The 19,244-nt window shown below is 75.8% G+C and carries 16 protein-coding genes; 10 read left to right on the forward strand and 6 right to left on the reverse strand.

All coding sequences use genetic code 11. The features are described from left to right. Positions 1–102: 102 nt before the first annotated feature. The 4 genes from ahcY to ACFQ8Y_RS16540 all read left to right on the forward strand — a co-directional run bounded on the left by ahcY (position 103) and on the right by ACFQ8Y_RS16540 (position 5,341). Complete coding sequence (ahcY, locus tag ACFQ8Y_RS16525; RefSeq protein WP_430548981.1) at positions 103–1,641, forward strand: adenosylhomocysteinase; 1,539 nt, start codon at positions 103–105, stop codon at positions 1,639–1,641. A gap of 91 nt (positions 1,642–1,732) precedes the next feature. Beyond that, complete coding sequence (locus ACFQ8Y_RS16530) at positions 1,733–3,205, forward strand: sensor histidine kinase (RefSeq protein ID WP_430563963.1); 1,473 nt, start codon at positions 1,733–1,735, stop codon at positions 3,203–3,205. A gap of 29 nt (positions 3,206–3,234) precedes the next feature. Further along, on the forward strand, positions 3,235–3,903 hold the full coding sequence (locus tag ACFQ8Y_RS16535; RefSeq protein WP_430549038.1) for a response regulator transcription factor: 669 nt from the start codon (positions 3,235–3,237) through the stop codon (positions 3,901–3,903). A gap of 181 nt (positions 3,904–4,084) precedes the next feature. Continuing rightward, complete coding sequence (locus ACFQ8Y_RS16540) at positions 4,085–5,341, forward strand: acyltransferase family protein (RefSeq protein WP_430586177.1); 1,257 nt, start codon at positions 4,085–4,087, stop codon at positions 5,339–5,341. On the opposite strand, the gene ACFQ8Y_RS16545 is transcribed toward ACFQ8Y_RS16540, so the two are convergent. After that, positions 5,314–6,150 carry an RDD family protein gene (locus ACFQ8Y_RS16545; RefSeq protein ID WP_430548984.1) on the reverse strand — a complete coding sequence of 279 codons (837 nt, stop codon included), beginning with the start codon at positions 6,148–6,150 and terminating at the stop codon, positions 5,314–5,316. The genes ACFQ8Y_RS16540 and ACFQ8Y_RS16545 overlap by 28 nt on opposite strands. A 42-nt stretch (positions 6,151–6,192) precedes the next feature. Between ACFQ8Y_RS16545 and ACFQ8Y_RS16550 the strand changes: the two genes are divergently transcribed. Then, complete coding sequence (locus ACFQ8Y_RS16550; RefSeq protein ID WP_430586178.1) at positions 6,193–7,182, forward strand: stage II sporulation protein M; 990 nt, start codon at positions 6,193–6,195, stop codon at positions 7,180–7,182. Between the two features lie 26 nt (positions 7,183–7,208). On the opposite strand, the gene ACFQ8Y_RS16555 is transcribed toward ACFQ8Y_RS16550, so the two are convergent. The 5 genes from ACFQ8Y_RS16555 to ACFQ8Y_RS16575 all read right to left on the reverse strand — a co-directional run bounded on the left by ACFQ8Y_RS16555 (position 7,209) and on the right by ACFQ8Y_RS16575 (position 12,975). Further along, positions 7,209–8,615 (reverse strand): DUF58 domain-containing protein, encoded by a 1,407-nt coding sequence (locus ACFQ8Y_RS16555; RefSeq protein WP_430548986.1) that lies wholly within the window; start codon positions 8,613–8,615, stop codon positions 7,209–7,211. 13 nt (positions 8,616–8,628) lie between these two features. Next, positions 8,629–9,570: an AAA family ATPase gene (locus ACFQ8Y_RS16560; protein ID WP_430549039.1), complete on the reverse strand. Its 942-nt coding sequence runs from the start codon at positions 9,568–9,570 to the stop codon at positions 8,629–8,631. A 167-nt stretch (positions 9,571–9,737) separates the two neighbouring features. Next, positions 9,738–11,033: a DUF4350 domain-containing protein gene (locus ACFQ8Y_RS16565; RefSeq protein WP_430586179.1), complete on the reverse strand. Its 1,296-nt coding sequence runs from the start codon at positions 11,031–11,033 to the stop codon at positions 9,738–9,740. Beyond that, entirely contained in the window at positions 11,030–11,725 is a 696-nt protein-coding gene (locus ACFQ8Y_RS16570) for a DUF4129 domain-containing protein (protein WP_430586180.1), read from the reverse strand. Before ACFQ8Y_RS16570 ends, ACFQ8Y_RS16565 begins: the two co-directional genes overlap by 4 nt. Next, positions 11,722–12,975 (reverse strand): glycerophosphoryl diester phosphodiesterase membrane domain-containing protein, encoded by a 1,254-nt coding sequence (locus ACFQ8Y_RS16575; protein ID WP_430586181.1) that lies wholly within the window; start codon positions 12,973–12,975, stop codon positions 11,722–11,724. The genes ACFQ8Y_RS16570 and ACFQ8Y_RS16575 overlap by 4 nt, the downstream gene beginning before the upstream one ends. Before the next feature lie 190 nt (positions 12,976–13,165). Between ACFQ8Y_RS16575 and mtrA the strand changes: the two genes are divergently transcribed. The 5 genes from mtrA to hpf all read left to right on the forward strand — a co-directional run bounded on the left by mtrA (position 13,166) and on the right by hpf (position 19,181). Further along, a complete protein-coding gene (gene mtrA, locus ACFQ8Y_RS16580) occupies positions 13,166–13,846 on the forward strand; it encodes an MtrAB system response regulator MtrA (protein WP_429735004.1) in 681 nt (226 codons plus the stop codon). Next, positions 13,833–15,617, forward strand: coding sequence for an MtrAB system histidine kinase MtrB (gene mtrB / locus ACFQ8Y_RS16585; protein WP_430548990.1), 1,785 nt, complete (start codon positions 13,833–13,835; stop codon positions 15,615–15,617). Before mtrA ends, mtrB begins: the two co-directional genes overlap by 14 nt. Beyond that, the gene (locus ACFQ8Y_RS16590) at positions 15,614–17,362 is read left to right on the forward strand and encodes an LpqB family beta-propeller domain-containing protein (RefSeq protein WP_430586182.1); all 1,749 of its coding nucleotides are present in this window, start codon (positions 15,614–15,616) and stop codon (positions 17,360–17,362) included. Before mtrB ends, ACFQ8Y_RS16590 begins: the two co-directional genes overlap by 4 nt. Before the next feature lie 151 nt (positions 17,363–17,513). Continuing rightward, positions 17,514–18,326 carry a ComF family protein gene (locus ACFQ8Y_RS16595; protein ID WP_430586183.1) on the forward strand — a complete coding sequence of 271 codons (813 nt, stop codon included), beginning with the start codon at positions 17,514–17,516 and terminating at the stop codon, positions 18,324–18,326. A 192-nt stretch (positions 18,327–18,518) separates the two neighbouring features. Then, positions 18,519–19,181 carry a ribosome hibernation-promoting factor, HPF/YfiA family gene (hpf, locus tag ACFQ8Y_RS16600; RefSeq protein ID WP_430548993.1) on the forward strand — a complete coding sequence of 221 codons (663 nt, stop codon included), beginning with the start codon at positions 18,519–18,521 and terminating at the stop codon, positions 19,179–19,181. Positions 19,182–19,244 lie beyond the last annotated feature (63 nt).

Below are 19,244 nucleotides of genomic sequence, written 5' to 3' on the forward strand. Positions count from 1 at the left end.
CCCTGGGTGCTGGCCCGTTCCGTCGACGACCGACGGCAGGCCACGCGCAGACGGGAGCCCCCAGCGCACACGGCTCATACCGCAGACCCCAGGAGGGCGACCATGTCCACGACCGCTGAGGCACCCGGCACGACGGGCTTCGACGAGGCTCCCGGCCGCTACAAGGTGCGCTCGCTCGCGCTGGCGGAGGCCGGCCGGCACCAGATCCGGCTCGCCGAGCACGAGATGCCCGGCCTCATGGCGCTGCGCGCCGAGTACGGCGAGTCGCAGCCGCTGGCGGGTGCCCGCATCGCCGGCTCCCTGCACATGACGGTCCAGACCGCCGTCCTCATCGAGACGCTCGTCGCGCTCGGCGCCGAGGTGCGCTGGGCCAGCTGCAACATCTTCAGTACGCAGGACGAGGCGGCCGCGGCGATCGTCGTCGGCCCGCACGGGACCCCCGAGGACCCGCAGGGCGTCCCGGTCTTCGCGTGGAAGGGCGAGAGCCTCGAGGAGTACTGGGACTGCACCGAGCAGATCCTCGTGTGGCCCGGCGCGGAGAACGGCCAGGGCGGCCCCAACCTCATCCTCGACGACGGCGGCGACGCCACGATGCTGGTGCACCTGGGCCTGCAGTACGAGCGCGCCGGCGTGGTGCCGCCCGACACGCTGCCGGGCGAGCCGGACCACACGCACGAGATGAACGTCGTGCGCGGCGTGCTGCGCCGGGCGCTCGACTCCGACCCGCTGCGCTGGACGACGGTCGCGCAGAGCATCGGCGGCGTCACCGAGGAGACGACGACGGGCGTGCACCGGCTCTACCACCTCGCCGAGGCGGGGGAGCTGATCTTCCCGGCGATCAACGTCAACGACTCGGTCACCAAGTCGAAGTTCGACAACAAGTACGGCATCCGCCACTCGCTGCCGGACGGCATCAACCGCGCCACCGACATCCTCATCGGCGGCAAGGTCGCGTTCGTGTGCGGCTACGGCGACGTCGGCAAGGGCGCGGCGGAGGCGTTCCGCGGCCAGGGGGCCCGCGTCATCGTGTCCGAGGTGGACCCGATCTGCGCCCTGCAGGCCGCGATGGACGGCTTCCAGGTGGCGCGCCTGGAGGACGCGATCGGCGAGGCCGACTTCGTCATCACCACCACGGGCAACAAGGACGTCGTGCGCGTCGAGCACATGCTCGGGCTCAAGGACAAGGCCGTCGTCGGCAACATCGGGCACTTCGACAACGAGATCGACATGGCCGGGCTCGCGGCCGTCCCGGGCGTCGTCAAGACGGAGATCAAGCCGCAGGTGCACGAGTGGACGCTGCCGGCCGGCGACGGCCGCGCCGAGCGGTCGATCATCGTGCTGTCCGAGGGGCGCCTGCTCAACCTGGGCAACGCGACCGGGCACCCGTCGTTCGTCATGTCGAACTCGTTCGCCAACCAGGTGATCGGCCAGCTGGAGCTGTTCGCCGACATGGCCCGCCCGGCCGAGGAGCGGCAGTACGAGCGCCAGGTGTACCGCCTGCCCAAGGTGCTCGACGAGAAGGTCGCGCGCCTGCACCTCGACGCCCTCGGCGTGCGGCTCACCGAGCTGAGCAAGGAGCAGGCCGAGTACCTCGGCGTGCCGGTGGAGGGCCCGTACAAGCCGGAGCACTACCGCTACTGACGGCCCGTCGCCCTGCGCACGGGGGACAGCCCCCGTGCGCAGGGTGGCACGCCGGATGTCGGCTCGGCGACCGGGGCGGCAGCCTGGAAGCATGACCAGCATGACGTCCACCGACGGCCCGGTGCCGCCGCCCGCGAACCCGCCGACCTCGCCGTCGTCCACGCAGCCCGCAGAGCGTCCGGCGGCGTCCCCGCGGGCGACGACGGACGGGGCGCCGCCGTTCCTCCTCGCCCCGTTCGACGGCCGGACCTGGCGTGCCTACGGCTTCCTGTGGCTCTCCCTGCTGCTCGCACCGTTCGCGTTCACGTACGCGATCTTCACCGTCTCGTTCATGGCGGGGGTGGCGGTCACCGTCGTGGGCCTGTTCGTCGCCGGCGGCGTGCTGCTCGGCGCGCGCGGCTGGGGCTCGACGTACCGCCGGATGGCGGTCCGCTACCTGGGCGTCGAGATCGCCGAGCCGGCGCCCCGCACCCCGCGCAAGGGGTTCTGGCGGCGGCTCGGCGGGATGCTCGGTGACGCGACCGCGTGGCGCGCGCTGCTGTACATGGCGGTGACGTTCCCGCTGGCGATCGCGTCGTTCGTCGTGAGCACGGTGTTCCTCGCCGTCGCGCTCGGCGGGATGACGCACTGGTTCTGGTCGCGCTGGCTGCCGCTGCAGCAGGCGGGCGACGGCACCTGGCACCGGGGCGCGTCGTTCGGCACGGACTGGTTCGTCGACACTCCGGCCCGTCAGCTCCTGCTCGTCGCGGTCGGCGTGATCCTGCTGTACCTGTGGCCGCAGGTGCAGTCGATGTTCGTCGGCCTCTTCCGGCTCCTGGCGGAGGGCCTGCTCAGCCCCACGCGCGCCAGCCTGCGCGTGGCGTACGCCGAGCGGGCCCGCGCCGTCACCGTCGAGGACGCCGACGAGCGCCTGCGCCGCATCGAGCGCGACCTGCACGACGGCACCCAGGCGCACCTCGTCGCCGTCGCCATGCAGATCGGCGAGGCGCGCGAGCTGCTGCGCGACGGCACCGACGGCGTCGACACGGCGGAGCTCGCCGCCGTCCTGGAGACCGCCCACTCGAGCACGAAGGACACGCTCGCCGAGCTGCGCGAGCTCGCCCGCGGCATCCGCCCGCCCGCGCTGGACGCCGGCCTCGCCGTCGCCCTCGAGACGCTCGCCGCGCGGGCCGCGCTGCCGGTGCGGGTGCACGCCGTCGGGCTGGACGGCGCGGACCTCCCACCCAGCGTCACCGCCATCTCCTACTTCGCGGTCGCGGAGCTGGTCGCCAACGCGACGAAGCACGCCCGGGCGACCGGGGTCGACGTCGTGGCGGGCGTGGAGCCGATCGCGGACGCCGCGACCGGGGCGGCCGTGCGTGCGCTCGTGCTGCGCGTGCACGACGACGGCGTGGGCGGCGCGGCGGTGCGCGCGCCCGACGCCTCCGGCAGGGGCAGCGGCCTCGCGGGGCTCACGGACCGGTTGTCGGGGGTCGACGGGACGCTCCGGGTGGTCAGCCCGGCGGGAGGGCCTACGGTGATCACCGTGACGATCCCGCTGCCCGCCCCCGGGTCCCGCCGATGACGCCCGGCGCGCCGACCGGCCCGAGCCCGCTGCGCGTCGTGGTCGCGGAGGACTCCGCCATCCTGCGCGACGGCCTCGTCGCCCTCCTGTCGCGCCGTGGGCACGACGTCGTCGCGGCGGTGCCGGACGGCGACGCCCTCGTCCGCGAGGTCACGACCCTTGCCGCCGCCGATGCGCTGCCCGACGTGCTCGTCGCCGACATCCGCATGCCGCCGTCGCACACCGACGAGGGGCTGCGCGCGGCCGAGGCGCTGCGCGCCGCGCACCCCGGCCTGCCGGTGCTGGTGTTCTCCCAGTGGGTCGAGACGCGCTACGCGTCCCGGCTGCTCGAGGGCGACCCGCGCGGCGTCGGGTACCTGCTGAAGGACCGCGTCGCCGACGTCGGGGACTTCGTCGCCGCACTCGGCCGGGTCGCGGCGGGGGAGACGGTGCTCGACCCGGAGGTGGTGCGGCAGCTCATGGGCGCGCACCGCTCGCCGGAGGACGGCGTCGGCCGCCTGACGCCGCGCGAGAAGGAGGTCCTGGAGCTCATGGCGCAGGGCCGCTCCAACGGCGCCATCGCCGAGCAGCTGTACCTGTCGTACGGGGCGGTGGAGAAGAACGTGGCCGCCATCTTCACCAAGCTCGACCTGCCGCAGGACTCCGCCGACCACCGGCGCGTGCGCGCCGTCCTGCGCTACCTGGGCGTCGACGCCTGACCCCCGACCTGTCAGGGCCTGCGCGGGGTATACCCGGCGCGCCTCCTGACAGGTCGACGGGGGATGTCCCCCGGACCGGCACGGGGGAGACGGCGGGCGGCGAGGGGGCCAGGCCCATGTCGGACGACGTCGCAGGTCACGAGGCTGGAAGGGTCCTCGTCGCCCAGCCTCAGGAGCCATCGTGGCCGTCCTCGACGCCCCCGCACCACCGGTCCCGACCGCACCGCTCGCACGACCCCGTCCTGTCGCCCCGGCGGCACGGCCGCGGCGGGCGCGGGACCCGTTCGTCGACGTCGTCCGGGCGCTCGGCACCCTCGGGGTGGTGCTGCTGCACTGGCTGATGGCGGAGGCCACGTGGGACGGGCGGACGCTCCTCGTCGGCAACGCGCTCGGCCACGGCGCCGGCTGGCTCGTCACCTGGCTGCAGCCCTTGGCCCTGCTGTTCTTCGCGGCGGGCGCCTCCGCCGGGTACCAGCGCTCCGCCACGACCGTCGGGGGTCGCGGCTGGGGCGGGACCGTCCTCGCCCGGCTGCGGGCGACGGCCCGGCCCGTCGGGGCGTTCGTCGGCGCGTGGGCGCTCGCGGTCGCCGCGCTCCTCGCCGTCGGGGTGCCCGACGACGCGGTGTGGCGGATGGCGCGGATGGCGCCGCAGCTGCTGTGGTTCCTCGGGGTGTGGGTGGTGCTCATGGCGCTCACGCCTCTGCTCCGCTCGGCCTGGCAGCGCTGGCGGTGGGGCGCCCTCGTCGTCGCCGTGGCGCTGCCGCTGACCCTCGACGCGCTGCGGTTCGGGCTCCCCGGCGAGCTCACCGGTGGGCTCGCCTGGGCCAACGTGCTGCTCACGTGGGCCGCGCCGTTCCTGGCCGGGATCGCCTACGCCGCCGAGCGCAGCGCCCCGCGCCGGCCGGTGCCCGACCCGGCCGCCGGACCGCTGACCCGTCGCGGTGCCCGGCTGGCCCTGGCCGCCGGCGCCCTCGCGGCCGTCGCCGCGACGGTCGTGCTCGTGGCGGCGGGGCCGTACCCGCTCAGCCTCGTCGGGATGCCGGGGGACGAGATCTCCAACCTCGGCCCGCCCACGGCGCCCGTCGTCGCGCACGCCGTCGCGCAGGTCTGCCTGGTGCTGCTGTTCCGCGCCGCGCTCGTGCGGCGCGCCGCGACCGGGGCGGGCGCGCGGGCCGTCGGCGCGCTGGCCCGCCGGTCGATGACCGTCTACCTGTGGCACCTCACCGCGATGTTCGCCGTCGTCGGGGTCGCGCTCCTCGGGCTCGGGCAGGAGCTGCCGGTCGCGTGGGGCGCGGACTGGTGGGCGTCCCGCCCGGTGTGGTTCGCGGCGTACCTGCTGGTGCTGCTCGGCCTGGTGCGCGTCTTCGGCCGCTTCGAGGACCGCCGCCGGGACGCCGTGAGCGGGCGGGGTCAGCGGGGCGGGTCGGGGACGGCGTAGGGCAGGCGGTGCAGGGTGGCGGCGCGGGCCTCGGCCCGCTCCTGCTCGGCCGTCCCGCGCTCCAGCTCCCGCTCGCGGCGCTCGTGCAGGACGGCGTGCAGGAACGCCTCGGGCGGCGTACCGGGCGGCGGACCGGGGGCGACGAACGGCTCGACGCGCCCGGCGAGGTCGTCGGCGAGGCCCGCGCGCGACGCCGGCGCGAGGCGGGGCGCGCGGTCGAGGAGCTGCCGGGCCGCGAGGGCGAGCCCGTCGGGCAGCCGCCGGATGTCGGCCGTGCGGGCCCAGGCAGCCAGCTCCGGCGGCATGGCGAGCGGGACCGTGCGGGCGCGGCCGCCCCGCACGCGGATGACGTAGGTGCCGGCCAGCAGGTCGCCGAGCCGCTTGCCGCGGGAGTTGGACAGCGACGCGACCAGCGCCACGCTGCCGACCGTCAGCCACAGCTCGCCGATGCCCACCAGCGCCCGCACGAAGGCATGGCGGAAGCGCACCGGGCCGCCGTCGTCGCGCACCACGCGGAGCCCGGTGATCAGCTTGCCCAGCGAGCGGCCACGGCTCAGCGTCTCGACCGTCGTCGGCACCACGACCATCACGAGCACCGCCACCACGACGCCGGCCACCCGGGCCCACTGCTCGTCGATCGACACGTCCTGCAGGGCGACCACGATCAGCAGCGCGATCCCGACGATCGCGAGCGCCGCGAGGTCGAGCAGCGCCGCGAGCGCGCGGCTGACGAACGACGCCGGCCGCGCGTCGAGCACCACGCCCTCGCCGATGACGATCCCGTCGTGGATCCCGACTGACATGTGCATCCCCCGCTCGTGCGACGTCTCCCGTGTGGAAGGCTAGCGGCCGTGGACCTCGACGCCTTCACCGCCGTGCACAGCCCGCAGTGGGGGCGCCTGCGCGTCCTCACCCGCAAGCGGCGGCTCGACGGCGCGGAGGCCGACGAGCTGGTGCGGCTCTACCAGGCGGTCGCGACGCATCTGTCCACGGTGCGGTCGGCCGCGCCCGACCCCGTGCTCGTCACCCGGCTCTCGGACCTCCTGAGCCGTGCCCGGGTGCGCGTCACGGGCACGCACGAGCCGGCCTGGGCCGACGTCGTCCGGTTCGTGGCGGTGACGGTGCCCGCGGCGCTGTACCGGGTGCGCTGGTGGACGCTCGGCGTCGTCGTGGTGTGCCTCGCGCTCGCCGTCGTCGCCGGGTACCGCGTCGCCACGGACCCGGACGTGCTGGCGCAGATGGGCACGCCCGCCGAGCGCGAGGCGTACGTGAACGAGGCGTTCGCGTCGTACTACGACCCGGGCGCGTCCTTCGCCGCCATGGTGTGGACGAACAACGCGTGGATCGCCGCGCAGTGCGTGGGCCTCGGCATCACCGGGGTCTGGCCGGCCTTCGTGCTGGTCCAGAACGCGGTGGGGGTGGGCGCCACCGGCGGCATGATGGCGGCCTACGACGAGCTGGACGTGTTCCTGCAGCTCATCGCGCCGCACGGGCTGCTCGAGCTCACCGCGGTGTTCGTCGCCGGCGCCGCGGGCCTCAAGATCTTCTGGACGGCGGTGTCGCCCGGCCCGCGGCCGCGCACCGTCGCGCTGGCGCAGGAGGGTCGTGCGCTCGTGACCGTCGCGATCGGGCTCGCGGGCGCGCTCGCGGTGTCCGGGCTGATCGAGGGGTACGTGACGGGCTCGACGTTGCCCTGGTGGCTCAAGATCGTCATCGGCGCGATCGCGCTCGCCGGTTTCTGGGTCTACGTCGTCGTGCTGGGCCGTCGCGCCACCGCCGCGGGGCTCACCGGCGACCTGGACGCCGACCGCGCCGGCGAGGTCGTGCCCACGGTCGGCTGACGGCCGCCTGCCCGCCACCGGTCGGGTCAGAGCCGGCCGGCGGCCTTCAGCGCGAGGTAGGTGTCGGCGAGCCGGGGCGCGAGGTCGTCCGGGAGCGCCTCGACGACCTCGGCGCCGTGCTGGCGCAGCACGGCCTGGACGGCGGCACGCTCGAGGTCGGCGCGCGCGGCCGCGGCGGCGTCGTAGACCGCGGCCACGGACGACCGGTCGGAGCGCAGCCGGGCGGCGTCCGCGTCGGCGACGGCGGCGACGACCACCTGGTGGGTGCCGGAGAGCCGGTCGATTACCGGCAACAGACCCGTCTCGACGGCCGCCGGGTCGAGCGACGTCAGCAGCACGACGAGCGAGCGCTGCGAGACCCGCTGGCGCACCTGCCCGACGAGGCCGGGCCAGTCGGTCTCCAGCAGGGCGGGCTCGACGGTCGACAGGGACTCCGCCAGCGCGGGCAGCAGCCGCGGGCCCGACGCGCCCGCGACCCGCGCGCGCAGCGCCCGGTCGTACGCCAGCACCTGGACGCGGTCGCCGGCGCGGTCGGCGAGCGCACCGAGCAGCAGGGCAGCCTCGATGCCGGCCTCCAGCCGGGTGCCGCCGAGCGACGACGGCGCGTCGGCGGCGCCCTCGGGCGCCTGCTCGGTGTCGCTCGCGGCGGCGGTGCCGATCCGCGCGGCGGACGTGCGGCCGGTGTCGAGCACGATCACCACGCGCCGGTCGCGCTCGGGCCGCCACGTGCGCACGACGACGTCGCCGCGACGGGCGGTGGCGCGCCAGTCGATCGAGCGCACGTCGTCGCCCACCACGTACTCGCGCAGCGAGTCGAACTCGGTGCCCTCGCCGCGCACCTGCACGGCGGCCCGCCCGTCCATCTCGCGCAGCCGCGCGAGCCGCGACGGCAGGTGCCTCCGGCTGGCGAACTCGGGGAGCACGCGCAGCCGGGCCGGCACCGGGATCGACGCCTGGCGGGCGGCGACGCGCAGCGGCCCGTACGAACGGACCGTCACGGGCCCGGCGACGCGGTCGCCGCGCCGGGTCGGCCGCAGCGGGGTGCGCACGCGCGCGGACTCGCCGGGCGGCAGGTCGACGTCGTGCCGTGCGGAACGGGCCACCAGCGGCTCGCCGGCCCCCGCGCCGTCCGTGCGCACGCTCGCGTCCGGCACGAGCGACGGCGGCCAGGCGTCGCGCACGACGGCGCGCAGCCGGCGCCGTGCGGTGTTGGTGACCACCAGCTCCGAGCGGGCCGTGGTGCCCAGCCGCACCGAGCGGGGCGTCCGGCGCTGGAGCGCGACCGCGCGCGGGGACGCGGCGAGGGCGACGTCGACGGCGCACACGGCCGCCACGACCAGCCCCCACACCACGACCGTCCCCGGCACGGGGAACAGGACCACCGGGATCACCCCGAGCGCCGCCAGCACGACGGCGCGCCACGTCAGCGCCATGTCCGGGTGCCGGTCAGCGCGGGACGGGGACGGTCGCGAGCACGGTCGTCAGCACGCTCTCGGCCGTGACGCCCTCGAGCTCCGCCTCGGGCCGCAGCTGGACGCGGTGCCGCAGCGTCGGGTGCGCGAGCGCCTTCACGTCGTCGGGCGTCACGTACGAGCGCCCGGACAGCCAGGCCCAGGCGCGCGACGTCGCGAGCAGCGCGGTCGCGCCACGCGGCGACACGCCGAGCGAGAGCGAGGGGGAGCGGCGGGTGGCGCGGCACAGGTCCACGGCGTAGCCGAGCACCTCGGGCGCCACCTGGACCTGCCGCACCTCGGCGCGCGCGGCGGCGAGCTGCTCGGTGCCCGCGACCGCCCGGACGCCCGCGGCGCCCAGGTCGCGCGGGTCGAACCCGGCGGCGTGCCGGGCCAGGACCTCGATCTCCTGCTCGCGCTCCGGGACGGGGAGCACCACCTTGAGCAGGAAGCGGTCGAGCTGCGCCTCCGGCAGCGGGTACGTGCCCTCGTGCTCCACCGGATTCTGCGTGGCGATGACGACGAACGGGTCCGGCAGGGGGCGCGGCGTGCCGTCGACGGACACCTGCCGCTCCTCCATCGCCTCGAGCAGGGACGCCTGCGTCTTCGGGGGCGTGCGGTTGATCTCGTCCGCGAGCAGCAGGTTCGTGAAGACCGGCCCCTCGCGGAACGAGAACTCGGCCGTGCGCGCGTCGTAGACGAGGGAGCCGGTGACGTCGCCGGGCATGAGGTCGGGCGTGAACTGCACGCGCTTCGTCGACAGGTCGAGCGACGCGCCGAGCGCCCGCACCAGCAGCGTCTTCGCGACCCCGGGCACGCCCTCGAGCAGCACGTGGCCGGAGCAGAGCAGCGCGATGAGCAGGCTCGTCACCGCGGAGTCCTGGCCCACGACCGCCTTGCCGACCTCGCTGCGCACCCCGGCGAGCGCGCCGCGCAGCTCGCGAGAGGGGGAGCCGACGGCGGCGGCCTCCGGGGCCGTGGGCGCCTGCGGGGGCGCGGGGTCGCCCGGGGTGGGGGCCGACGCGGTGGTCGACGTGGTGGTTGACGCAGTGGTCTCGACAGGGGCCGCGGGCGGTGTGCCCTGCGGGTTCTCGTCGGGGGTCGTCACGATCGGTGGACCTCGCTCTCCAGGGTGTCGAGCCGACGCGCGAGCTCGGTGAGCGCGTCGTCGTCGTGGGGTGGTGGGCCGTACAGGAGGTCGGCCACGTCGTGGGCGGACCGGCCGCTGGCGCGGGCGACGGCGTCGGTGAGCGCCGTGGCGTCGGCGGACCGGGGCACGCCCAGGCGGCGCGCGACGGTCTCGGCGGTGGCGGCGCGCAGACCCGCGGCGGCGTGGCCACGGGACCTGGCCCGCCGGTAGAGGCGGCCGCGGCCGCGGGTGGTCTCGGCGGCGCGCACCACGACGGGCAGCTCCTCCGCGACCAGCGGGCCCAGCCGGCGCGCCCGCCACACGGCGGCGACGAGCACGACCAGCAGCGCCCAGAGACCGACGACGCCCGCCCAGGGCGGCAGGATCCCGGCGCCGGCGGACGGGGCGCCGGCCTCGCCGGTCGAGCTCGTGTCGAGCGGGTCGGGCACGAGCCACACGAGCGTCTCCTGCGCACCGAGCAGGCCGAGCGCGAGTGCCGCGTCGCCGTCGTCCAGCACCGTGCCGTTGGTGACGAAGGACGGGTCGTCGACGGCGGTCACGAACCGTCCGCCCGCGGACCCGGGCAGCTCGACGCGCGCCAGCGCCGCCGACCCGTCGACCGGCCAGCACAGCGTCACGTCGGTGGCCCCGGGCTCGGCCCGCAGGCCCGGCGCGAGAGCCAGCGCGCCGGCGCGCGTGGCGAGCGGCAGGTCGCACGACGGCTCGACGGCGAACGCCGGGGCTGCGGCCCCGGGCGTGCGGCTCACGGCGCCGTCGGTGGCCGCGCGCACCAGCTCGTCGTCGGCGCCGAGCAGCACCAGGTCCGCGTCGACGCCCGCCAGGGCGTCGACCTGCTCGGGCAGCAGCAGGCTCCCGGGCGTCACGAGCAGCGTGGTGCCCGCGCCGGCCGCCGCGACGGCGTCCGCGACGCGGGTGACATGGCGGACCTCGACCCCTTGCCGCCCCAGCACCTGCGCGACGGCGCGGGCGCCGTTCGGCTGCGCGTTGTCGGGGGCGTACGGGGTGGCGGAGGTGACCGGGCGCTGCACGGCGAGCACGGCCACCACGAGCGCGAGCACCCCGAGCACCAGCAGCGTCCAGCGGGCCCGGCGCCAGCGGTCGGCGGTGCGGCCGCGGCCGGTGGTGCCGTCACCCGTCACGACCGGCGAGAGCACGGCGTCCGGCGACCCGGCACCCGGCGTCGCGGCCTGGACCGTGCCCTGGGACCGGCCCTGGGTCGGGCCCGGCGTGGTCTGCGTCGGAGCCGTCACGGCGCCCCCACCCCGCCGGGCGCGGCGGCCGCGAGGGGCTCGGGCCGCAGCCCGCGCACCCGCTCGTCGAGGTCGCGCAGACGCCGGTCGTCGTCCGGTCCGGCGGGGAGCGTGCCGTAGCAGACGTCGTCGAACAGACGGGCCGCGTCGTGCAGCTCGGCGGCGACGGCGGGCAGCCGGGCGGCGGCGTCGTGCGCGGCCTCCTGCGCCGTCCGGCCCGGGCGGTCGTCCAGCACCACGCGCTCCTCCAGGGAGCGCACGAGCGCGCGGAAGCGGTCCAGCACGGCCGCGGACCAGTCGCCGCGGGCCGCCGCGGCGTCGGCGGACGCCCGCAGCTCGGCCGCGGTGCGCTCGTCGCCGTCGAGCACGACGACGGAGCGGCGCCGGCGGCGCGCGAGGCGCACGGGCCCGGCCACCCACCAGGCGAGCGCGGCGACGAGCACCAGGACCACGACGACCACGAACGCGAGCGGGAACCGCCCCTCGCCGAGGGTCAGGCCGTCGAACAGGTCGCCGAGCCAGGTGAGCAGGCGCTCCAGGAGCGACGGCTCCGTGGAGTACTCGGGTCGCGACAGCTCCTCCAGGAGCCAGCGGTGCGCCGTCTCCCGGTCGGGGTCCACGGGCACGCCGGCGGGCACGTGGGCCACCAGGGTCGTCACGACCCCGTGCACCACCGCCGACGCGCCGCTCACGCGAGCATGCCGGGCGGCGGACCGGGCCGGGCGCCGGGCTCGCCACCCGGCCGCCCGCCGTCGGACGCCTGCGCCGCGGCGGCGAGCTGCACGTCCAGGCCCTCGCGGCGCATCCGCACGTCGATGTAGAGCAGCGCGACGACCGAGGCCACGAAGATCGTGGTGATCGCGGCCGAGATGACCGACGACAGCACGGTCGCGACGACCGTGGCCGTGGTGAACGCCTCCGTGCTCCCGCCGGTGCCGCCGATCATGCCGGCGACGAAGCTGAGGGGGATCGTGATGATGTACGCGGCGGCGCTCACGATGATCATCGCGAGCAGGTAGATGCCGAACAGGCGCCAGAAGGACCCGCGCGTCAGCCGCCAGGCGCGCGCGATCGTGCTCCCCAGGCCCTGACCCTCCAGCGCCAGCGCGGGCGCGACGAGCCCGAGCCGCACCCCCAGCCACACGAGGAGGACGACGAACCCGGCGCCGAGCAGGAGCCCGAGGCCGATGGCGGCCCCGGTGGACTGCTCGCTCACGAGGGCGACGAGCAGGACCAGGACGAAGAACCAGACGAACGTCCCGACGGCGCCGGCGAGCGAGCGCAGCAGGGCCCAGCCGATGAGGCGGCCGACGCGCCCGCGCAGCCGCTCCCAGACCTCGCCGAGGCTCAGCTTGCGGCCGATGACCGACTGGCTCACCGAGACGGTGAGGATGCCCTCCACCACGGGCTGGGCGAGCAGCAGGGTCACGCTCATGCCGAGGGACGACGCGAGGGACTGCGCGACGAGGTTGTCGAACCCGAGCTCGGCGAGCTCCGGGTCGGCCTCGGTCAGCGACGAGAACGACGACGAGAACGTCGGCACGATGAGCTGCGCGATCAGCACGCCGAGGACGGTCGCCACGAGGATCACGAGCGTGGCGGCGCCGAGCATCACCTTCGGGTTGTGGCGGATCGCGGTGAACGCGCCGTCGTAGATCTCGCCGAGCGACAGCGGGCGCAGCGGCACGATGCCGGGCTTCGTCGCCGCCGGGGCGCTCGGCGGCCGCGGGCCGTACTGCTGCCCGTACTGAGCCTGCCCGTACTGCTGGCCGTACTGGCCCTGCCCGTACTGCTGGCCGTACTGGCCCTGCCCGTACTGCTGCCCGCCCTGCCCGTAGGCGGGCGGCTGCGGGGCGCCCTCGGGCGCGCGCTGGCCGTAGCGGGGCGGCTCGGGGGCGTCGCCCCAGCCGGAGGACGGCTGGGGCTGGTCGGGCGTGCTCATCGCGGCCTCCCGGGCTGCAGGGCGGTCGGGTCGTGCCGACGCGGCGTCGGCGGACGGGACTGTCGGGGCTGTGCTGGTGGAGTGCTGGAGGACCGGGTGTGACGCCGGTCGCCCCGACCCTAGTACGGCGCGCCCGCTCGCTCATGCGGCTTTCCACCGGACCTTGCGCCGTGCCTGGCAGAATGGGTGCATGAAGTCCCGTGTCCTGGTGGTCGACGACGACACTGCGCTGTCCGAGATGATCGGTATCGTCCTGAAGTCCGAGGGGTTCGAGCCGACGTTCTGCGCCGACGGCGACGGAGCCCTCGTCGCCTTCCGCGACGAGCAGCCCGACCTCGTCCTGCTCGACCTCATGCTGCCCGGCAAGGACGGCATCGAGGTCGCCCGCGAGATCCGCGCCGAGTCCGGCGTCCCGATCATCATGCTCACCGCCAAGACCGACACGGTCGACGTCGTGCTCGGCCTCGAGTCCGGCGCCGACGACTACGTGACGAAGCCGTTCAAGCCCAAGGAGCTCGTCGCCCGCATCCGCACCCGGCTGCGCCGCAACGACGACCCCGGCCCCGAGCGGCTGCGCATCGGCGACGTCGAGATCGACGTCACCGGCCACAACGTGGTGCGCGACGGCGAGCGCATCAGCCTCACCCCGCTGGAGTTCGACCTGCTCGTGGCGCTGGCCCGCAAGCCCTGGCAGGTGTTCACGCGCGAGGTGCTGCTCGAGAAGGTCTGGGGCTACCGGCACAGCGCCGACACCCGCCTGGTCAACGTGCACGTGCAGCGCCTGCGCTCCAAGGTGGAGCGCGACCCCGAGAACCCGACGGTCGTGCTGACCGTGCGCGGCGTGGGCTACAAGGCCGGTGCCCCGCGCTGAGCCCGCCGCGCGCCGCGTCCGCCGGACGTGGCGGCGGTGGCGCGCCTGGACCGTCTCGCGGACCCGGTACCTGGTCCGGCGGTGGCGGTCGTCCCTGCAGCTGCGGGTCGTGACCTCGGCGCTCGCGCTCGGCGTCGTCGCGGTCGCGCTGCTCGGCCTCTACCTGTCCGTCTCGATCCGCGACGGGCTGTACGAGCAGCGCGTGGACCGCATCGAGCGCGAGAACGCCTCGATGACCGAGCAGGTCCGCAGCGCCTTCGACACCTCGCCCGCGACGTCGGCCTCCGACGTGCAGCTCCTCCTGACGCAGATGGTGCGCACCCTCGCGGCGGGCGCGTCCAGCGCGCAGGACTTCCTGCTCCTCAGCACCCCCGACCAGCCGCAGCGGCTCGCCGACACGGGCACCCAGCCGGAGCTCAAGGCCATCATCGGCGAAGACCTGCGCGAGGCGACCCGCGCGTCGGACGGCCAGGTGCTGCAGTCCGTGCAGATCCCCGCCGAGTTCACCGACACCGAGGTGCCGGAGCCGGGCGTGATCGTCGGGACGACGGTCGAGGTGCCGTCCATCGGCACGTACGAGCTGTACGCGATCTACTCCCTGCAGGCCGAGCAGGAGACGCTGTCGTTCGTGCAGCGCACCCTCTCGCTCGGCGCGCTCGCGATCCTCGCGCTGCTCGGCGCGCTCACGTGGGTCGTGACCCGGCAGACCGTCGCGCCCGTGCGCCGCGCCGCGACGGTCGCGTCGCGGCTCGCCGACGGCCACCTGGACGAGCGGCTCCCGGACGCCAAGGGCCAGGACGAGATGGCCACCCTCACCCGCACGTTCAACGAGATGGCCGGGAACCTCGAGGACCAGATCGCGCGGATGGAGGAGCTCTCCGCGGCGCAGCGGCGCTTCGTCTCCGACGTCTCGCACGAGCTTCGCACGCCGCTGACGACGATCCGGATGGCGGGCGAGGTCATCCACGCCTCCCGCGACGAGCTCGACCCCGCCGCCCGCCGCTCCGCCGAGCTGCTGTACACGCAGCTCGACCGCTTCGAGATCCTGCTCACCGACCTGCTCGAGATCAGCCGGTTCGACGCCGGCGCGGCCGTGCTCGACGTCGAGCAGCGCGACCTGCGCGACGTCGTCGCGGCCGTGGCGGACACCTCGATGCCGCTCGCCGAGTCCAAGCACGTCTTCCTCTCGGTGACGCTCCCCGACGAGCCCGCGACGGCGGACGTCGACCCGCGGCGCGTCGAGCGCATCGTGCGCAACCTCGTGGTGAACGCCGTCGAGCACGCCGAGGGCAAGCCGGTCGAGGTCACCGTCGGGGTCGACGCCGACGCGGTCGCCGTCGTCGTGCGCGACCACGGCGTGGGGCTCGCGCCCGAGGACATCGACCGCGTCTTCCACCGCTTCTGGCGCGCGGACCCCGCCCGCGCCCGCACCACCGGAGGCACCGGGCTGGGCCTCGCGATCTCCCTCGAGGACGCGCGCCTGCACGCGGGCCGCCTCGAGGCGTGGGGGCGGCTCGGGGAGGGCGCGAGCTTCCGGCTCACGCTGCCGCGGCGCGCCGGGATCCGCCTGCAGGGCTCGCCCCTGCCGCTCGAGGGCCCGTCGACCGGGGTCACGGCCCCGCCCACCGGTCAGCTGCCGGTCGTGAACCCGCCGACCGGCCCCACCCCCACCGCCATCCCCGAGCTCGGGGTCGTGGACGCCGACGGCGTGGACATCGCCCACGCCCCCGTCCCGTCCGGCCGGCCGGACGCCGAGGAGGAGGTCCGATGACGACGTCCCGCGCCCCCGGGCAGGTGCGCCGCCCGCGCCGCCGGGCCGGCGGCCTGCCCGCCGCCCTCGTCACCGTCCTGACCGTGCTCGCGGTGACCGTCGCGTGCGCGCGCATCCCCACGAACGGGCCGGTGCGCGACGGCGACACCGAGCTGGAGAACATCAGCGAGATCGGCTACATCGCGTCCGGACCGGCGGCCGGCGCCAGCCCGGACCAGGTGGTGCAGGGCTTCCTCAGCGTGGCGCAGCTCGGCCCCACGTCGAGCTCGTCGTTCGCCGTCGCGCAGGAGTACGTCACGGACGAGGCGTGGGAGGGCTGGGACCGGTACGCGCGCGTGCTCGTGCTGGAGGAGGACCCCGAGCTGGACCTCGCCGACGTCCCCGCGGACGCGACGGAGACGACCGTCGACGCGACCGTGCGCGTGGTCGCGACGCTCGACGACCGCGGGATGTACACCGAAGAGGCGCGGACCAACGAGTTCGTGGTGTCCTTCGGCCTGTCGCGCGGTGCGGGCGGGGAGTGGCGCATCTCCCAGCTCGAGGACGGTCTCATGCTCCCGGCCGCGTTCTTCGGCCAGGCGTTCCACCCGACGACCCTCTACTTCCCGACGCCCGACCTCGCCTGGTGGGTGCCCGACATGCGGTGGTTCCCGCGCCAGACCTGGCGCACCGACGCGACCAGCGAGATCCTCGCCGGCCCGCCCGAGTGGCTGCAGGACTCGACGACGACGGTCATCCCCGAGGGCACGTCGCTCGCCATCGACGCGGTGACGGTGACCGACGACGGCACCATCGACGTGAGCCTCACGTCCACGATCTCGCAGGCCAGCGCCGACCAGAGGGCGCTCGCGACCGCGCAGCTGCAGGCGTCGCTCGCCGAGGGCGAAGGGCGCACCGTCGTCCTCTCCGACCAGAACACGCCGCTCACGACCCGCGCGGCCGACTCGATCTCCACGCCCCGGACGTCGGGGGAGGCGCTCGCCGTCTCCGACGGCACGCTCGTGCGTGTCGTCGGGCGGGAGCTGCGCGAGCCGGACGAGCCCGTCGCGCTCGACGGCCTCGACCCGACGGCCCTCGCCGCCGGCCCCGGCGACGAGCCGGTCGTGGTGCGCGACGGCACGGAGCGCATCGTCCGCGTCACCGGCGACGACGCGCCCGACGTGCTGCTGTCCGGCGCGAAGCTCGCGCCGCCCTCCGTCGACCGGTTCAGCGCCGTGTGGAGCGCGCAGGGCGCGGACCTCCTCGTGGCGATGCCGTCGGGCGCGGTGCGGACCCTGGACGTCGACTGGCTGTCGTCGCGGACCATCCGGTCGGTGCACGTGTCGCCGGAGGGCGCCCGCGTCGCGATCGTCAGCTCCGGCCCCAGCGGTCGTCTGGTGCACGTGGCAGGCGTGGTCCGCGACGCCGAGAACGTCCCGACCGGACTCTCGGCGCCCGTGCAGGTCGGGGCCTCCGTGCGCCAGGTGACGCAGGCGGTGTGGCAGGACGAGGCGGCGCTCGCCCTGATCGGCCAGGAGGCCGACGGCGACGACGCGGTCTTCCTCACCGGCGTCGGTGGGCTCTCCGGCCAGGGCGGGCTGTCCCGGGCGCAGCCCGGCGTCCCGGAGCCGCGCTCCGTGACGGCGTCCGTCGGTACGGGGGCCATGCTCGCCATCGACAGCGGCGGCACCCTGTACTCGCGGCAGAGCTCCGCGCTGTGGTCGATGGTGTCCGACGACGTCGACCTGGTCGCCTACCCGGGCTGACGGCCCGGCCGACGACGCCCACACCGACACCGACACCGACACCGACACCGCCGCACGGCGACGAGGGCCCGACGCTGCCCCCAGGCCGCCGTCGTCCCCAGGACGCGGCGAGCACGCCCGCCGCGTCCCGCAGGCGCGGCACGCTGCAGACATGCCCCCGACGACGACCGCGCCGCCCGTGCGGTGGCTCCGCGAGCTCGGCCGCCTCGTCGTGCCGGTGTCGTGCCCCGGCTGCGGCGCGCTCGACGTGCCCTGGTGCCCCACCTGCGAGGCGCTGCTCGTCGGGCCGCCGGTCCGCGTCGAGGCGGCGGCCCCGCGCCTGGACCGGCTCGACGGCGTCCCCGTGCTGCCGGTCTGGGCGCTCGCGGCCTACGGCGGGCCGGTGCGGGAGGTCGTCGTGGCCTGGAAGGACCGTGGACGCACCGACCTCGACCGGCTCGTCGGACCCCCGGTGCGGACCGCGGCACGCGCCGTCGCCGCGACCGCGGCGCGCGCCGTCGCCGGGCGGCCCCTGCTCGTCGTCGGCGCACCCTCCACGGCGGCGTCCCGGCGCGCCCGCGGACGCGACCACGTGCGCGTCCTCGCCCGTGCCGCCGCGGACGGGCTGCGCGACGCCGGGCTCGCCGCGACGGTCGTCCCGGCGCTGGCCCGGCGCGGCCGCGGGCGCGACCAGGTAGGGCTCGGCGCCCGCGCCCGCGCACGCAACCTCACCGGGTCCGTGGCCGCGCGCGACCGGGCGCTCGCCCGCGCCGGCGGGGCCCGTCCCGCCGTCCTGCTCGTCGACGACGTGGTCACCACCGGTTCCACGCTCGCAGCCGCGGAACGCGCCCTCGAGGACGTCGGGGCGGACGTCCTCGGGGCCCTCGTGCTGGCCGCGACCCCACCTCCGGGGGCCGTCACGAAAGACGTGAGGAACCTCCTCGCGCCCCCGGTGTACCTGGCGCACGGGAGGGGGTTAGCCTGAGGGTCCCACGCGGGCGAACCGCCCCCGAGACCTCGGTCCGGGACGCTCGCCCGTGCGACCCACGAGCGGTCCGGACGGACGTCCGGCGACCCGGGAGGTGGTGCCGAGCACGGTGCCCCGGACGGGGTGCCCAGACAGACAACTCGGGTCGCTCGAGCAGTGGGCGGCCTCACGACGAAGTGGAGCAACACGATGGAGATCGTCGTCGTCGGCAGGCACACGGAGGTGGCGGACAGGTTCCGCCGGCACGTGGAGGACAAGCTGAGCAAGGTCACCCAGCTCGCACCGGCCGCTCGCCGGGTGGACGTGGAAGTGACGCGCGAGAACAACCCGCGGCTCTCCGAGGTCCGAGAGCGGGTCGAGCTCACCGTGCACGACAAGGGGCCCGTGATCCGCGCGGAGGCCGCGGCGGACGACCGGTTCGGTGCCCTCGACATCGCGTTGGACAAGCTCACCGAACGGTTGCGCCGATCGCGCGACCGCCGCAAGGACCACCGCCGCCGTGCCAACGGCGTCCTCCCGTCCGTGGACGTCCGCCCCTACGACGAGGTCGCGGCCACCGAGACCGCGGCCCAGCCGACCGCACCCGTCGCGCTCGCCGAGCCCGGTGACGCCGTCGAGGAGCAGCTCGGCGACTCCCCGGTGGTGATCCGGCGCAAGCTGCACCACGCAGAGCCGATGACCGTCGACGACGCCGTCTACCAGATGGAGATGGTGGGGCACGACTTCTTCCTCTTCATCTCGAAGGAGACGGCCCGTCCGTCCGCGGTCTACCGCCGTCGGGGCTGGACGTACGGCGTCATCGAGCTGGACTCGACCGTCGGCGGCGTGGAGCCGGTGACCGAGCTGACGTGATCTGGTCCTGACCGCCACCGTGGTTGCGGTCCGACCGCCGAGGTCGCGGTCAGGGCGGGTAGG

This window comes from Isoptericola sp. NPDC056605, assembly GCF_042792795.1.
Lineage (GTDB): Bacteria > Actinomycetota > Actinomycetes > Actinomycetales > Cellulomonadaceae > Isoptericola.

Excerpts from the sequence above, each read along its gene's own strand:
- ahcY (WP_430548981.1), top strand. The coding sequence starts at position 103 with ATGTCCACGACCGCTGAGGCACCCGGCACGACGGGCTTCGACGAGGCT.
- ACFQ8Y_RS16530 (WP_430563963.1), top strand. The coding sequence starts at position 1,733 with ATGACCAGCATGACGTCCACCGACGGCCCGGTGCCGCCGCCCGCGAAC.
- ACFQ8Y_RS16545 (WP_430548984.1), bottom strand. The coding sequence starts at position 6,150 with ATGCACATGTCAGTCGGGATCCACGACGGGATCGTCATCGGCGAGGGC.
- ACFQ8Y_RS16555 (WP_430548986.1), bottom strand. The coding sequence starts at position 8,615 with ATGGCGCTGACGTGGCGCGCCGTCGTGCTGGCGGCGCTCGGGGTGATC.
- ACFQ8Y_RS16575 (WP_430586181.1), bottom strand. The coding sequence starts at position 12,975 with ATGAGCACGCCCGACCAGCCCCAGCCGTCCTCCGGCTGGGGCGACGCC.
- mtrA (WP_429735004.1), top strand. The coding sequence starts at position 13,166 with ATGAAGTCCCGTGTCCTGGTGGTCGACGACGACACTGCGCTGTCCGAG.
- ACFQ8Y_RS16590 (WP_430586182.1), top strand. The coding sequence starts at position 15,614 with ATGACGACGTCCCGCGCCCCCGGGCAGGTGCGCCGCCCGCGCCGCCGG.
- ACFQ8Y_RS16595 (WP_430586183.1), top strand. The coding sequence starts at position 17,514 with ATGCCCCCGACGACGACCGCGCCGCCCGTGCGGTGGCTCCGCGAGCTC.
- hpf (WP_430548993.1), top strand. The coding sequence starts at position 18,519 with ATGGAGATCGTCGTCGTCGGCAGGCACACGGAGGTGGCGGACAGGTTC.